Genomic DNA, 16615 nt, shown 5'->3' on the forward strand with positions numbered 1-16615 from the left:
CTTTACTATTCAATTAATTATTATCACAGATACGGCGACCAGGCAGGGAATTTGACCTGTCCATCAGTTGCCGGAAGACGCGCTTTGAAACGCCCATCTGTAGAAACCAAATTCAGCACGGATCCCATCCCCTGAGAAGAGCTGTAGATTACCATAGTGCCGTTAGGTGCCAGACTTGGCGTTTCATCCAGGAACGTTGACGACAGAACTTGTACGCCTCCCGTTACCAGATCTTGTTTGGCAATGTGCTGCTGTCCACCATTGGAGCTGACCATTACCATAAATTTACCGTCGCTGCTGACATCCGCATCCTGGTTCTGAGAACCTTCCCAGGTAATACGTTGTGGCGCACCGCCGTTAATATTCACTTTATAAACCTGCGGACGACCGGCCTGGTCAGAAGTGAAGGCCAGGTTCTGGCTGTCCGGGAACCAGGTCGGTTCGGTGTTGTTGCTGCGACCATCAGTCACCTGACGAATCTGACCAGAAGCCAAATCCATTACGTACAGGTTCAGGCTACCGGTTTTCGACAGAGCGAATGCCAGTTTGCTGCCGTCTGGCGAGAATGCAGGCGCACCATTGTGACGAGGGAATGAAGCTACCTGACGTACAGCGCCATTTGCCAGCGTCTGGATGACCAGCGCGGAACGACCGCTTTCGAAGGTGACATATGCCAGTTTAGAGCCATCCGGTGACCACGCCGGAGACATCAGCGGCTGCGGTGAGCGATGAACCACAAACTGGTTGTAACCGTCATAGTCAGATACGCGCAGTTCATACGGGAACTGACCGCCATTGGTCTGAACAACGTAGGCAATACGGGTACGGAACGCACCTTTAATGCCGGTCAGTTTTTCAAACACTTCGTCACTGGCGGTATGACCAGCATAACGCAGCCATTGCTTGTTAACTTTATATGAGTTCTGAGCAAGTACAGTACCCGGCGCACCGCCGGTATCAACCAGCTGATAAGCAACATTGTAAGAGCCGTCAGGATTCGGAGTGACCTGACCTACAACGACAGCATCAATGCCCAATGCAGACCATGCAGCAGGTTGCACTTCTTGCGCACTACCCGGCTGCTGTGGCAGACGAGCGCGATCTAACGGATTAAACTTACCGCTGTTACGCAAGTCAGCAGCAACGATGCCACCAATATCTTCGGGTGCCGCGCCAGGGCCTGCCCACTGGAAAGGAACTACACCAATAGGACGACCGGAATCTACACCGCTGTCGATCACAATGCGGACTTCAGCGTGCAGAACTGATGCCCACAGTATGAGAAAACCAAATGCTACTCGTAATGCCTGCTTCATCATATCTCCCTTATCTGGACAGATAGCCCACGATAATTTAGCAGAATGTTAACAAACTCAAATACACAAAACTACCAGAACCCAGCGACAACCGATGTTTGATGTTAACCGCCGTGACGGTCAACATCGCGATTACGGCTTGAAGTCCAATGGTGCGTTTTTGAACACTTCATATACTGCCTGGCTTGGTGGTTTCGGGATCTTCGCAAGTTTAGCTGCTGCCAACGCAGCCTGACAAAGTGCGGGATCGCCACCTTCAGGTTTGATATCCAGTAACATACCATCTGGCGCCAGTTTTATGCGCAGCGTACAGGTTTTGCCTGCATAGGACGATGCGTCATAGAACTTACTTTCGATAGCAGATTTAATCTGCCCGGCATAGTTATTGATATCGGCCCCTGATGCGCCATTGTTTTTAGTATTACCACTCCCGGCAGGCGAAGCATTGTTCCCTTTCGCACCACCACCGGTTTTCGGTGCATTCTTACCAGAGCTTAGCTCACCGAAAATATCATCTGCCTCTGCGGCAGCTTTTGCTGCAGCGGCTTTTTCAGCGGCTGCTTTTGCCGCTGCCGCTTTTTTGTCTGCGGCGGCTTTTTCTGCAGCTGCTTTCTTATCAGCAGCAGCCTTTTCAGCAGCCGCTTTTTCTGCTGCTTTTTTCTCGGCTGCGGCTTTCTCTGCTGCCGCTTTCTTATCAGCAGCAGCTTTTTCTGCCGCTGCTTTCTTCTCAGCTTCGGCCTTCGCTTTTTCAGCAGCTTCGGCAGCCGATTTTTTTCTCGCTTCTGCTGCTGCGGCTTCTGCTGCTTCCGCCTTCTTCTTCAGCGCCGCAGCAGCTTTAGCGGCTTCAGCCTCGGCTTTTTTCTGTGCTTCAGCAGCGGCTTTGGCGGCTTCTGCTTCCGCTTTTTTCTTCGCGTCTGCAGCCGCTTTCTTCGCAGCTTCTGCGGCTGCTTTGGCATCCGCTTCGGCCTTCGCTTTGGCATCTGCTGCCGCTTTCGCTGCCGCCTCTTCCGCTTGCTTCTGCTTTAACTCGGCCTGTTTAGCGGCTTCTTCAGCCTGCTTTTTCTGTTCCTGAGCAGCTAACCGCTCTTTCTCAAGTTGCTTCAGGCGTTCCTGTTCAGCCGCTTGTTTCTCACGCAGTTCTTCAGCAGCCTGCTGTTCCTTCATCTTGCGCTGCTCTTCGGAACGCTTCGCGCTTGATTCCTGGCTTTGCATACGTTTGTACTGCTCAACTACCGCACCTGAGTCAACCATTACCGCGTCGATGGACGAACCACCGCCGCCTCCGGCTGAAGCTTCTATATTCTCATCGAACGAACTCCAGATCAGCGCCGCAAATAAGATGACATGCAGCACTGCTGAAATAATTATCGCCCGCTTGAGCTTGTCGTTTTGTTCGGTTGCCTTTGACACTCTCGGTTCCCAAAAACTGTTCGCCTGTTACCCGCTCTCTTTCAAGCAAGGGAAACGCAGATGCTTAGATAGGCTGCGTCATTAAACCAACCGATTTCACACCCGCACTATGTAACAAGTTCAGTGCTTTAATTATTTCATCGTAAGGCACATTTTTTGCGCCACCGATCAGAAAGACCGTTTTCGGATTAGCCTTGAAACGGCTGGACACTTCCGCCACCACCTGCTCTGGGGGTAAACGCTCCAGACGATCTTTCTCAACCACCACGGTGTACTGACCAATACCAGACACTTCAACAATCACTGGCGGGTTATCGTTACTGCTCACCGCCTGCGATTCAGTAGCGTCTGGCAGATCGACCTCCACGCTCTGGGTAATGATGGGCGCTGTCGCCATAAAGATCAGCAACAGCACCAGCAGTACGTCCAGCAACGGAACAATGTTGATTTCGGACTTGAGATCGCGACGACCTCGTCCACGCGCTCTGGCCATGGCTTACCCCTTGTTGCTCTCACTAACGGTAAACGCCTGGCGGTGCAGAATCGCGGTAAACTCTTCCATAAAGTTGTCGTAATTCAGTTCCAGTTTGTTTACGCGCTGGTTGAGGCGGTTATAAGCCATTACCGCTGGAATTGCGGCGAACAGACCAATTGCCGTCGCAATCAACGCTTCTGCGATACCGGGCGCAACCATTTGCAGCGTTGCCTGCTTCACTGCGCCAAGAGCGATAAAGGCATGCATGATCCCCCAGACTGTACCAAACAGACCAATATATGGGCTGATGGAACCTACCGTACCGAGGAATGGAATGTGCGTTTCCAGATTTTCCAGTTCACGGTTCATCGAGATACGCATCGCTCGTGAGGCCCCTTCTACTACGGCTTCCGGCGCATGGCTATTGGCACGATGCAGGCGCACAAATTCTTTGAACCCGCTGTAAAAGATTTGTTCCGAACCAGTGAGATTATCCCGTTTTCCCTGGCTCTCCTGATAGAGGCGAGAAAGTTCGATTCCAGACCAAAATTTATCTTCAAACGCTTCGGCTTCACGCGCCGCAGCGTTCAGAATACGGGTCCGCTGGATAATAATGGCCCAAGATGCGATTGAAAAACCAATCAAAATCAACATGATAAGTTTAACCAGAAGGCTAGCCTTCAGGAACAAATCAAGGATATTCATGTCAGTCACTGCTTAAACTCCGCGACAATAGACTTAGGAAGCGCACGAGGCTTCATTTTGAGTGGGTCAACGCAAACAATCAGAACCTCGGCTTCATTCAGCAGAGTATTCTCAGCGTTGACAATACGTTGCGTGAAAACCAAAGAGGTGCCACGCATTGATGTTATTTCAGTCTGTATTTCGAGCATATCGTCGAGCCGTGCAGGTGCGTAATATTCCACCGTCATTTTACGTACCACGAAGGCAACACGCTCAGCCATCAGCGCCTGTTGACTGAAGTGATGGTGACGCAGCATCTCTGTGCGTGCTCTTTCATAAAAAGCGATGTAACTGGCGTGGTACACCACACCACCGGCATCGGTATCTTCATAGTAGACGCGAACCGGCCATCGAAACAGCGTTGTATTCACTTTACATCCCGGTAATGCAACAAAAGTTAGAACTTTTAAACGCTGCTACTATACGCGTGCGATTGAGGTTTGGGAATGAGGGCAAGTTAAGGGAGCGTAAAAATTTATGGACTGTTGAAGGTCCATAAATTTTTAAAGAGAATTCTGATTTAAAAGAAGAAGAAAATCAGCCCGACAATGAGAACAATATCGGCAAGCAGTGGGCAAAAAATCCCTTGCCAAAGAACCTGCTGCGGACGAAAACCCACGCCGTGAATCACGCCAGCACAGACGGCCCACATCAGCAATAAACCATGCCAGATTTCCAGTTCACTGGTCTTCGCGGCGAAACGTGATGGATCCCAAAACATACATCCTGCTAACAGAAGCGCCATCACGAAGGAAAGCGCCCGCAGAGGGCGCTTGTCCATTACCGCATACAAGGTTGCGATAATCTTGCTCATTAGCTGTCTTCTTGACCGGCTTTACCTGATTCGACGTGCTCAAGCGCCAGCGCGGTGATTACCCCAAATGAACAGGCAAGAAGCGTTCCCAGAATCCATGCGAAATACCACATTATTAGCTCCTTACTTAGTACAGAGAGTGGGTGTTACGTTCAATATCTTCTTTGGTGATACGTCCGAACATTTTCCAGTAACACCAGATGGTGTAGAGAAGAATGATCGGAACCAGAACCACCGCAACCCAGGTCATGACGTTAAGCGTCAGCTGGCTGGAAGTTGCATCCCACATTGTCAGGCTTGCGTTCATCATGGTGCTGGACGGCATCACAAACGGGAACATTGCAATACCGGCAGTCAGGATGATACAGGCCAGCGTCAGGGAGGAGAACACAAACGCCCACGCGGCTTTATCCATACGTGCAGTCAGGATGGTCAGCAGCGGCAGAACAACACCCAGCGCCGGAATAGCCCACAGAATCGGCATATTGTTGAAGTTCACCAACCATGCGCCAGCTTCACGAACAACTTCTTTATTCAGCGGGTTAGATGCTGCGTAATGATCCATTGTCGATTTAACGACATAACCGTCGATACCGTACATCACCCATACGCCAGCCAGTGCGAAGCAGACCAGTGTCACCAGCGCCGCCACCTGAGCTGTTGCACGGGTACGCAGGTGCAGTTCGCCCACGGTACGCATCTGCAGATAGGTCGCGCCCTGAGTAATGATCATCCCTACGCTCACCACACCTGCCAGCAGGCCGAACGGGTTAAGCAACTGGAAGAAGTTACCGGTGTAATACAGACGCAGATACTCATCCACGTTGAACGGTACGCCCTGCAACAGGTTACCGAATGCCACGCCAATCACCAGCGGTGGAACGAAGCTACCTACGAAGATGCCCCAATCCCACATGTTGCGCCAACGGGTGTCTTCAATCTTGGAACGGTAATCAAAACCGACCGGACGGAAGAACAAAGACGCCAGCACGAGGATCATCGCGACATAGAAGCCGGAGAACGCAGCGGCATAGACCATCGGCCAGGCAGCGAACAGCGCGCCGCCTGCGGTGATCAGCCATACCTGGTTACCGTCCCAGTGTGGCGCGATAGAGTTAATCATAATTCGACGCTCGGTGTCGTTACGACCGAGGAAACGGGTGAGCATCCCCACCCCCATGTCGAAACCGTCAGTGACTGCAAAACCAATCAGCAGAACGCCAACCAGCAGCCACCAGATAAAACGCAATACTTCATAATCGATCATTTGACGACTCCTGTCTTAGCGTGCCGGCTGAGTAGTCGTTGAAGACTGCTCAAAGTGATAGCGACCGGTTTTCAGGCTGCTTGGGCCAAGGCGTGCAAATTTGAACATTAAGAACAATTCTGCCACCAGGAACAGGGTATACAGGCCGCAAATCAGCACCATCGAGAAGATGAGATCGCCTGCAGTCAGCGACGAGTTCGCTACTGCGGTAGGCAACACTTCACCGATAGCCCACGGTTGGCGACCATATTCAGCAACGAACCAGCCCGCCTCTACAGCAATCCACGGCAGCGGAATACCGTACAGCGCAGCGCGCAGCAGCCATTTTTTCTCGCCAATGCGGTTGCGGATGACACTCCAGAAGGAGAGCGCAATAATTGCCAGCAGCAGGAAGCCACACGCCACCATGATACGGAACGCGAAGTACAGCGGCGCTACACGTGGAATGGAGTCTTTGGTTGCCTGTTGAATCTGCGCTTCAGTCGCATCTGCCACGTTTGGCGTATAGCGTTTCAGCAGCAGACCGTAACCGAGGTCTTTCTTCATGCTATTGAACTGGTCACGTACAGCCTGATCGGTGGAACCAGAACGCAGTTGTTCGAGCAGAGAGTACGCTTTCATCCCGTTACGAATACGTTCTTCGTGCTGCACCATCAGTTCTTTCAGGCCGATAACCGGTGTATCCACGGAACGCGTTGCGATAATACCCAGCGCGTAAGGGATCTGGATCGCAAATTTGTTCGTCTGCTCTTCCTGATCAGGAATACCAAACAGAGTAAAGGCGGCGGGCGCAGGTTGAGTTTCCCACTCGGCTTCAATAGCAGCCAGTTTGGTTTTCTGCACATCGCCCATTTCGTAACCAGATTCATCACCCAGAACAATAACAGACAAGACGGCAGCCATACCGAAGCTGGCAGCGATAGCAAAGGAGCGTTTTGCGAAGGCGAAGTCACGACCTTTCAGCATATACCATGCGCTGATACCGAGGATGAACATCGCGCCAGTCACATAACCAGACGCTACAGTGTGAACGAATTTCACCTGAGCAACCGGGTTAAGCACCAGCTCGGAGAAGCTCACCATCTCCATACGCATAGTTTCGAAATTGAAATCGGACGCGATTGGGTTTTGCATCCAGCCGTTCGCAACCAGAATCCACAGTGCGGACAGGTTTGAACCGAGCGCCACCAGCCAGGTGACACACATATGCTGAACTTTACCCAGACGATCCCAACCGAAGAAGAACAGACCTACAAAGGTGGATTCGAGGAAGAAGGCCATCAGACCTTCGATTGCCAGTGGCGCACCGAAGATATCCCCTACATAGTGGGAATAGTAAGACCAGTTAGTCCCGAACTGGAACTCCATGGTCAGACCGGTTGCCACACCCAGAGCAAAGTTGATACCAAACAACTTGCCCCAGAACTTGGTCATATCTTTATAAATCTGTTTGCCGGAAAGGACGTAAACCGTTTCCATGATGGCCAGCAGGAACGCCATACCGAGCGTCAGCGGCACAAAAAGGAAGTGGTACATCGCGGTCAAGGCAAACTGTAAGCGCGACAGTTCGACTATATCTAACATCATGACTCCTTGCTCATCGCATGAAGACTCCGAGAGTGAACCCCGTTAGAAAGGGTCACACGCATGCCCCAATACAAAATTATTTGCTCGCCCCTACCGTTGCCATTTCATCAAAAGAGGAAAGACAATGATAAAAAAGTTACAAATATGTTAATGAATAAACCAAATTGATCCCGTAATTATATTACGCCGCAAAATCCTTACAATAAACAGGTTTTTATTGAGCAAAATTGCATTTTTCGACAGTGATCAATTTATAGCGAAATTGTCACCATCTCACCAATTTGATCTACGACAATTTATCTCGTTTTGCAGATTTTTTTCAAGAATTAAAAATTGATTTATATCAAAATCAATCAGATATGTTAATTATGTGTAAATCATGAGCCACTAGTAATTTTATTGTTAATTTATTGTAACCAAATAACACAGTAAAATTACCGGCATGGAAATATATAGATAAAAAACCAGTATTTTATTTAACAGAGCCGCCTTATCGACTTTTTGTAATCCTAATTGATTAGAGTAGCCAATTTGTTGCTATTCCACATAACAAATTTTTATCAAAGTTAATTGATTGTTGTCTTTATGAGCAACATACTGTAAATCCGTCACTTATTGTTTTTCTGGTAATAATCACGAAAAGAAATAGATACCTTCGGTATAGTCAGATAGAACAAGAATTTTCAAAAGAAATGATATATGGTATTGATATTTCCTGATCGGTATTCAATGATTCGCTCAACGATCGAAAATCAAGAGAAATTGTTATAGCAGTGATACGAAACAACCAAACGGAATTATAACCAGGCGTTAGAAAACACTGGATATTCTCGGATACACGCTACCTTGTCTAAAAAATATTAACTCTCTGCCTTACAAAGGATTCCCCATGAAGAAAGCAACACATGTGATTGGCGTTGATGCGATTGTACTCTCCCCTATCTATGGATATAGCGATATCGACTCATCAAGCATGAACTGAGTGATATTCAGCTCCATATGAGCAGCAGCGATTTCGCCGTTGGAATCAAGGTTGTTCTGCAACATCTAATAGATTGCTTTAATTTACCTGTTTTAGCAGTGTAATATTCTAAAATTAACTATTTGAAGATGATGATATTGTAAGATGTCAGAAATTTAGTTATCTGGAGATACAGCTTTACGACTACTGAACCTTAAAGTAATAGTTGATAATTCAGTAGTACATCGAGTGATATAACTAATTACATTAAAAAAGTTTTTTATACAATCGCATTGTAAAGAAGCACCAGCTACTTATAAAGCCCCAAAAAAAATATATATTAATTCATACTGAAATAATATTTTCGACCGTAGTTCACGTTTGAAATGATTAATGACCTGCGCCTCTCACGCAGGTCAAATCAGGAAACTGTGTAACCGGAAAATAAAATGTTCGTAAACAGTGGGCATCATCAGTTGCCCTCAAAATACAGCTGATTTACATTTTTGCTTTTACACGTGCGATAGCTTCTTCATAAGAGGGCTTATTTTTTTCCGCATACGACAGTTGATAATGCTGCAAGGCATCGGCGTTCTGACCTGCGATTTCATAAATTTTAGCAATGTTATAATAGGAGTTAGCGCGCGTTGTCGCCGCATTTGCTCCACTGGCTAACGAGATCGCTTTACGATTTGCCCAAATCGCTTCTGCTATGTTGCCATTTTTCTGATAAGCCAGACCCAGGTTACTAAATGCCTGTCCGTAATTGCCGTCTAATTCTGTTGCCTGTTGGAAGAGTTGAATGGCTTGCTCAAGTTGACCGGTTTTGTAAACAGCTTCACCTTCACGATTATATTTTCTTGCCAGTTGAGTATCTCCACTGTTTTGCATTGCAAGCGCAGCCGGAGTTGCAGTACCTGTCGCTGGCGTTAACACAGTGGCTAAATCACTGACGTCTAATGTGGTGTCGTTAAAAGATTGGAATAACCGTCTTTTTTGACGATTAATAAAGCATCTTGATTATCAGCAAATGAAGACCCCAGACTAACGCCGCCCGAGGCATTTGTGATACCAGAAACAGACTGCGCGCCATTGCGTTGCAGCGTCACCGATGCCCCCTCAATGCGTTTATCTTTCACTGTCGCACTTAAAATATCGATCTTTACATCGGCCGCATAAACGTCCGCATTTATACCCATCAGGGTCAGAGCAACCGGCAGAATAATTGTCTTCATGTATAAATCCTTTTACTGAATGGAGAAGAGATATTTCGCCGGGCATTATTACGCAAGGGATGGGAAAAAAAGCAGCGGGAAAGCTTTTCAGATTAGCGCCCGAATAAAAACAAAAAAGGCCATCATAAGATGGCCAACCATGTCGAAACCGACAGCCCTTCGCCATTCCTGTAGAGGGAAGCGGCGAGGGCTATTTCTTATTACAGATATTTATTTCAGAACAGTTTTCAGTGCTTCACCGATATCAGCCAGGCTGCGAACAGTTTTCACGCCTGCGGCTTCCAGAGCGGCGAATTTCTCATCCGCAGTCCCTTTACCACCGGCAATGATAGCACCAGCATGACCCATACGTTTGCCTTTCGGCGCAGTCACCCCGGCAATGTACCCAACAACTGGCTTGGTGACGTGCTCTTTGATGTACGCAGCCGCTTCTTCTTCGGCGCTACCGCCGATCTCACCGATCATCACGATCGCTTCGGTCTGCGGATCTTTTTCGAACATTTCGAGAATGTCGATAAAGTTAGAGCCAGGGATCGGATCGCCGCCGATACCGACACAGGTAGACTGACCGAAACCGTAATCCGTGGTCTGTTTAACCGCTTCATAGGTCAGTGTACCGGAACGGGAAACGATACCCACTTTACCCGGTTTGTGAATGTGACCCGGCTGAATACCGATTTTGCATTCACCCGGAGTGATTACTCCCGGGCAGTTCGGGCCAATCATACGAACGCCTGCTTCATCCAGTTTCACTTTCACAGTCAGCATATCCAGCGTCGGGATGCCTTCAGTGATGGTGATAATCAGTTTGATGCCTGCGTCGATGGCTTCCAGAATGGAGTCTTTGCAGAACGGCGCTGGTACATAGATAACAGAAGCGGTAGCGCCAGTGGCGGCAACGGCTTCACGCACGGTGTTGAATACCGGCAGGCCGAGGTGGGTAGTGCCGCCTTTACCTGGGGTTACGCCGCCAACCATTTTAGTGCCGTATGCAATGGCCTGTTCAGAGTGGAAAGTCCCCTGGCTACCGGTAAAGCCCTGGCAGATAACCTTAGTGTTTTTATCAATTAAAATGGACATTATTTCCCCTCCACTGCGGCAACAACCTGCTGAGCTGCATCCGTCAGACCTTTTGCTGCAATAATATTCAGGCCGCTGTCAGCCAGTTTCTTCGCGCCGAGTTCGGCGTTGTTACCTTCCAGACGTACCACGACCGGTACGTTAACACCCACTTCCGCTACCGCGCCGATGATACCGTCAGCGATCAGGTCGCAACGAACGATACCGCCGAAGATGTTAACCAGAACGGCTTTCACTTTGTCGTCAGAGAGGATGATTTTGAACGCTTCGGTTACACGTTCTTTGGTTGCGCCGCCGCCAACGTCCAGGAAGTTAGCCGGTTCACCGCCGTGCAGTTTAACGATGTCCATGGTGCCCATTGCCAGGCCCGCGCCGTTAACCATGCAACCGATGTTACCGTCCAGCGCAACGTAGTTCAGTTCCCACTGTGCAGCCTGTGCTTCACGCGGATCTTCCTGCGACTGGTCACGCATTTCGCGCAGATCAGGCTGGCGGAACAGTGCGTTTCCGTCAGCGCCCAGTTTGCCGTCGAGGCAGACAAGATCGCCCTGTTTGGTAATAACCAGCGGGTTGATTTCGATAAGCGCCAGGTCGCGCTCAAGGAAAATGGTCGCCAGACCCATGAAGATTTTGGTGAACTGCTGAACCAGTTTACCTTCCAGACCCAGTTTGAACGCCAGCTCGCGTCCCTGATACGGCATCGGGCCAGTCAGCGGATCAAGCGCAACTTTGTGGATCAGGTGCGGGGTTTCTTCCGCCACTTTTTCGATTTCCACGCCGCCTTCGGTGGAGGCCATAAAGACCACGCGACGGGAACTACGGTCAACAACAGCACCGAGATACAGCTCTTTAGCGATATCGGTCGCTGCTTCAACCAGAATCTGGTTAACCGGTTGGCCATTGGCGTCTGTTTGATACGTTACCAGACGTTTACCCAGCCAGTTTTCTGCAAAAGCACGGATATCTTCTTTGCTGTTTACAACTTTCACACCGCCCGCTTTACCACGGCCACCAGCGTGAACCTGACATTTCACTACCCACGGACCAGCACCGATTTTTGAAGCGGCTTCTTCTGCTTCGCGCGGAGTAGTACAGGCATAACCCACTGGCGCCGGTAAGCCATAGCGGGCAAAAAGTTGTTTTGCCTGGTATTCATGTAAGTTCATGTGTTCTGTCCATCCTTTAGTAATCGTTATCTTTTAAACCGTAGACCGAGTATGACGTATCGCTACCGGGCATTGTCGGTCACCCGTAGGCCTGATAAGACGCGCCAGCGTCGCATCAGGCTTCCATTGCCGAAGAGGGCGATCCCTTATCCGGTCTACAGTGCAGGTGAAGCTTAAACTACTACACGTCCAGCAGCAGACGAGTCGGATCTTCCAGCAACTCTTTGATCGTTACCAGGAAGCCCACGGATTCGCGACCATCGATCAGACGGTGATCGTAGGACAGCGCCAGGTACATCATCGGCAGGATCTCAACCTGACCATTCACGGCCATCGGACGATCTTTGATAGCGTGCATACCCAGAATTGCGCTCTGCGGCGGGTTGATGATCGGCGTAGACATCAGGGAACCGAACACACCACCGTTGGTGATGGTGAAGTTACCACCGGTCAGATCTTCAACCGTCAGCTTGCCGTCACGGCCTTTAACTGCCAGCTCTTTGATTTTCTTCTCGATGTCTGCCATGCCTAGGGTATCGACATCACGCAGTACCGGCGTCACCAGACCGCGCGGTGTAGAAACCGCCATGCTGACGTCGAAATAGTTGTGGTAAACCACATCATCGCCATCGATAGACGCATTCACTTCCGGGTAACGTTTCAGGGCTTCAACCACCGCTTTCACGTAGAAGGACATAAAGCCCAGACGGATGCCGTGGCGTTTTTCAAACGCTTCACCGTACTGCTTACGCAGATCCATAATCGGCTTCATGTTGACTTCGTTGAACGTGGTCAGCATGGCGGTGGAGTTTTTCGCTTCCAGCAGACGCTCTGCCACACGCTTACGCAGGCGAGTCATTGGTACACGTTTTTCGCTACGTGCAGCCAGTGCCGGTTGCGCCGCCGGAGCAGCAACTGCCGGTGCAGACTCTTTCGCCGGGGCTTTCGCCAGATGTTTTTCCACATCTTCACGGGTCAGACGACCACCGACACCAGTGCCTTTAATCGCGCTGGCGTCGAGGTTGTGTTCAGCCAGCAGACGACGGATCGCCGGGCTTAACGCATCGTTGTTTTGCTCTTCCAGAGACGCCTGCTGGCGTTGCGCCGGAGTGGACGCTTTCTCTTCAGATTTGGCACTGGTTTCTTTACCGGCGCTGTTGCCTTCACGCAGGCGACCAAGGATCTGACGAGACGTTACGGTTGTACCTTCATCTTCCAGAACCGCATCCAGAATGCCGTCTGCTGATGCCGGTACTTCCAGTACCACTTTGTCAGTTTCGATTTCTACCAGCACTTCATCACGTACGACTGCGTCGCCGGGTTTTTTATGCCAGGTTGCGACGGTGGCATCGGCTACGGATTCAGGCAGGTCAGGGACCAGAATATCTACGCTACTCATTATGTATCCTTTATTTATTCGACGTTCAGCGCGTCATTAACCAGATCTTGTTGCTGTTTCTGGTGAACGGACATATACCCTACCGCCGGAGAGGCGGAGGCCGGGCGGCCTGCATAACGCAGAGAAGCCCCAAACGGAATCACTTCACGGAAATGATGCTGGCTGCAGTACCATGCGCCCTGGTTGAGCGGCTCTTCCTGGCACCAGACAAAATCCTTGACGTGAGCAAACTGCTGCAACACTTCCTGCATCGCTTTATGCGGGAACGGGTAGAGTTGCTCGATACGCACAATGGCGACATCGTGTTGATTATTCTTACGGCGTTGTTCCAACAGGTCGTAATAAACCTTACCAGAACACATCACTACGCGCTTCACGCCCTTCGGATCAAGCTCGTCGATTTCACCGATGGCTGGCAGGAAGGTGCCGTTCGCCAGTTCTTCGAGGCTGGAGACCGCCAGCGGATGGCGCAGCAGCGATTTCGGCGACATCACGACCAGCGGACGACGCATCCCGCGCAGCGCCTGACGACGCAGCATGTGGTAAACCTGTGCCGGAGTAGACGGTACGCACACCTGCATGTTTTGCTCAGCGCAAAGTTGCAGATAACGTTCCAGACGCGCGGAGGAGTGCTCCGGCCCCTGCCCTTCGTAACCGTGCGGCAGTAGCATCACCAGGCCACACATCCGACCCCATTTCTGCTCGCCAGAGGAGATGAACTGGTCGATAACCACCTGTGCACCGTTGGCGAAGTCACCGAACTGCGCTTCCCAGATGGTCAGAGTGCGTGGTTCTGCGGTGGCATAACCGTATTCAAACGCCAGCACTGCTTCTTCAGACAGTACGGAGTCCCAGACACGGAACGCGCCCTGGCCGTTATGGATGTGTTGCAGCGGCGTGTAAGTTGAACCGTTGGACTGGTTGTGGATCACCGCGTGGCGGTGGAAGAACGTACCGCGACCAGAGTCTTCACCCGACAGGCGAACCGGAATGCCTTCATCAACCAGTGTGGCGTAAGCGAGGTTTTCCGCGCCGCCCCAGTCGAACAGTTTTTCACCAGCCGCCATTGCCTGACGGTCGCCATAAATCTTGGCAACACGAGACTGCATTTCAATGGCTTCTGGCACCGTACTGATGCGTTTAGCCAACTCCTGCAGGCGCTTCATCTCAACTTTATTCGGGTACTCTTCGTCCCATTCGTGGTTGAGGTACGGCGACCAGGTGAAGGAGTGCATGTTCATCGGACGCCACTCTGCCACCACGCAATCACCCGCATCCAGCGCATCGCGGTACAGGTTAACCATTTCGGTGGCATCTTCCAGCGTTGCCACTTTTTCCTGCTCCAGCTTGTCAGCGTAGATTTTGCGCGGCGTTGGATGTTTTTTGATTTTCTGATACATCAGCGGCTGAGTTGCACTCGGCTCGTCGGCTTCGTTGTGGCCGTGACGGCGGTAGCACACCAGGTCGATGAAGACATCACGTTTAAAGGTGTTACGGAAATCGAGCGCCAGACGGGTCACAAAGGCAACGGCTTCCGGATCATCCGCGTTTACGTGGAAAATCGGTGCCTGAACCATCTTGCCGATATCCGTACAGTACGGCGTAGAACGGGCATCCAGCGGGTTAGAGGTGGTGAAGCCAACCTGGTTGTTGATAACGATACGTACCGTACCGCCAACTTCATAACCACGCGCCTTCGACATGTTCAGGGTTTCCTGAACCACGCCCTGTCCGGTCACTGCGGCGTCACCGTGGATGGTGATTGGCAGGACTTTGTTGCTGCTCGGCTCATCAAGTCTGTCCAGACGGGCACGAACAGAACCGATAACTACCGGGCTTACAATCTCAAGGTGAGACGGGTTAAACGCCAGCGCCAGGTGTACCAGGCCGCCATCGGTCTGGAAGTCAGACGAGAAGCCCATGTGGTATTTCACGTCGCCCGTGCCGAGGTGTTCTTTATGTTTACCGGCAAACTCGTCGAACAAGTCTTGCGGTTTTTTACCCAGCACGTTCACCAGCACGTTCAGACGACCACGGTGCGCCATCCCAAGAACCACTTCACGGGTGCCGCTGTTGCCAGCATGGCGGATCATCTCTTTAAGCATCGGGATTAACGCGTCGCCGCCTTCCAGCGAGAAGCGTTTTGCGCCAGGGAATTTTGCGCCAAGGTAACGTTCAAGGCCTTCAGCGGCGGTCAGTTCGCTTAAGAAGCGTTTTTTCTCTTCGCTATTGAACGTCGCGCGACCAGACTCGATACGCTGTTGGATCCAGCGTTTTTCTTCGGTGCTGGTAATGTGCATATACTCGGCGCCAATCGGGCCGCAGTAGGTTTGCTTCAGGGCTTCCAGCAGCTCGCCGAGTTTCATGGTCTCTTTGCCGCTGGCAAATGAACCGACGTTGAAGGTCTCCTGGAAGTCTGCTTCGGTCAGATCGTGGAAAGACGGATCCAGATCGGCCACCTTATCTTGCTGCCACAGTCCCAGCGGATCGAGATTCGCATGTTGGTGACCACGGAAGCGGTATGCGTTAATGAGCTGCAGGACTTTAACCTGCTTCACATTGGTGTCAGGGTCGGAGATCGTTGAAGAGTAACGTGAAGCGTCTTTCGCCAGGCGGCGGAAATATTCACGCGTTTGAGAGTGGAATTGATCCGGTTTGACTCCCGTACCAGGTAACTGCTGGAACGTCGAACGCCAGTTAGCGTCAACCGAGTCAGGATCGGTTAAGAAGTCTTCATAGAGCTGTTCTATCCAGCTCTGGTTTGCGCCAGAGAGGTAAGAAGAGTCCAACCAGGCTTTCAAAGCGCTGTTCTGCATCGTGATCCCTTAAGCATCTTTTTTATGCTTACTTCGCCGTGGATACTACCACGCACAGTGATGTGCGTGCCGGGGTTCACTTGTTGCGGACTTGTCGTATTTTCTGCGTCCGCTAAGGAACCTTTAAAAACTGTCTTAGTGTCAGGGGCAGTTTTTAAAGATTTCCTGCATTTCTTTTGTAGACCGGATAAGGCATTCACGCCGCATCCGGCGCTGGTTGCCTGATGCGACGCTTGCGCGTCTTATCAGGCCTACGGTTCCTAACAAACCTGCTTAATTGTTAACGCAGGCTCGATTTTCCCCCTCGCCCTTCCAGGGAGAGGGTCGGGGTGAGGGTCATTGTCC

General features: G+C 50.7%; 13 protein-coding genes and 1 pseudogene. All 14 read right to left on the minus strand.

What is annotated here, in order from left to right:
• Positions 1-23: 23 nt before the first annotated feature.
• A complete protein-coding gene (gene tolB, locus LG381_RS19415; protein WP_010352214.1) occupies positions 24-1316 on the minus strand; it encodes a Tol-Pal system beta propeller repeat protein TolB in 1293 nt (430 codons plus the stop codon).
• A gap of 132 nt (positions 1317-1448) precedes the next feature.
• Positions 1449-2726, minus strand: coding sequence for a cell envelope integrity protein TolA (tolA, locus tag LG381_RS19420; protein ID WP_225762799.1), 1278 nt, complete (start codon positions 2724-2726; stop codon positions 1449-1451).
• A gap of 64 nt (positions 2727-2790) precedes the next feature.
• Positions 2791-3219 (minus strand): colicin uptake protein TolR, encoded by a 429-nt coding sequence (gene tolR, locus LG381_RS19425; protein WP_000090099.1) that lies wholly within the window; start codon positions 3217-3219, stop codon positions 2791-2793.
• Positions 3220-3222: 3 nt separating this feature from the next.
• Positions 3223-3915 carry a Tol-Pal system protein TolQ gene (gene tolQ, locus LG381_RS19430; RefSeq protein WP_000131314.1) on the minus strand — a complete coding sequence of 231 codons (693 nt, stop codon included), beginning with the start codon at positions 3913-3915 and terminating at the stop codon, positions 3223-3225.
• Positions 3912-4316: a tol-pal system-associated acyl-CoA thioesterase gene (gene ybgC, locus LG381_RS19435; protein WP_001098372.1), complete on the minus strand. Its 405-nt coding sequence runs from the start codon at positions 4314-4316 to the stop codon at positions 3912-3914. Before ybgC ends, tolQ begins: the two co-directional genes overlap by 4 nt.
• Before the next feature lie 149 nt (positions 4317-4465).
• Entirely contained in the window at positions 4466-4759 is a 294-nt protein-coding gene (gene ybgE / locus LG381_RS19440) for a cyd operon protein YbgE (RefSeq protein WP_177754078.1), read from the minus strand.
• A complete protein-coding gene (gene cydX / locus LG381_RS19445; protein WP_000270283.1) occupies positions 4759-4872 on the minus strand; it encodes a cytochrome bd-I oxidase subunit CydX in 114 nt (37 codons plus the stop codon). Before cydX ends, ybgE begins: the two co-directional genes overlap by 1 nt.
• Before the next feature lie 14 nt (positions 4873-4886).
• Complete coding sequence (gene cydB, locus LG381_RS19450) at positions 4887-6026, minus strand: cytochrome d ubiquinol oxidase subunit II (RefSeq protein ID WP_000568270.1); 1140 nt, start codon at positions 6024-6026, stop codon at positions 4887-4889.
• 15 nt (positions 6027-6041) lie between these two features.
• Positions 6042-7610: a cytochrome ubiquinol oxidase subunit I gene (gene cydA, locus LG381_RS19455; protein WP_010345240.1), complete on the minus strand. Its 1569-nt coding sequence runs from the start codon at positions 7608-7610 to the stop codon at positions 6042-6044.
• 1462 nt (positions 7611-9072) lie between these two features.
• Positions 9073-9773: pseudogene (locus tag LG381_RS19460) on the minus strand (tetratricopeptide repeat protein).
• 246 nt (positions 9774-10019) lie between these two features.
• Positions 10020-10889: a succinate--CoA ligase subunit alpha gene (gene sucD, locus LG381_RS19465; protein WP_000025458.1), complete on the minus strand. Its 870-nt coding sequence runs from the start codon at positions 10887-10889 to the stop codon at positions 10020-10022.
• Positions 10889-12055 carry an ADP-forming succinate--CoA ligase subunit beta gene (gene sucC, locus LG381_RS19470; protein WP_001048608.1) on the minus strand — a complete coding sequence of 389 codons (1167 nt, stop codon included), beginning with the start codon at positions 12053-12055 and terminating at the stop codon, positions 10889-10891. The genes sucD and sucC overlap by 1 nt, the downstream gene beginning before the upstream one ends.
• A gap of 181 nt (positions 12056-12236) precedes the next feature.
• Positions 12237-13454 carry a 2-oxoglutarate dehydrogenase complex dihydrolipoyllysine-residue succinyltransferase gene (gene odhB / locus LG381_RS19475; protein ID WP_032224967.1) on the minus strand — a complete coding sequence of 406 codons (1218 nt, stop codon included), beginning with the start codon at positions 13452-13454 and terminating at the stop codon, positions 12237-12239.
• Positions 13455-13468: 14 nt separating this feature from the next.
• A complete protein-coding gene (gene sucA, locus LG381_RS19480) occupies positions 13469-16270 on the minus strand; it encodes a 2-oxoglutarate dehydrogenase E1 component (protein WP_001181468.1) in 2802 nt (933 codons plus the stop codon).
• Positions 16271-16615: the final 345 nt, after the last annotated feature.

It is taken from the genome of Escherichia sp. Marseille-Q3837 (assembly GCF_916618735.1).
In the GTDB taxonomy this organism is placed as follows: Bacteria; Pseudomonadota; Gammaproteobacteria; order Enterobacterales; family Enterobacteriaceae; genus Escherichia; species Escherichia ruysiae.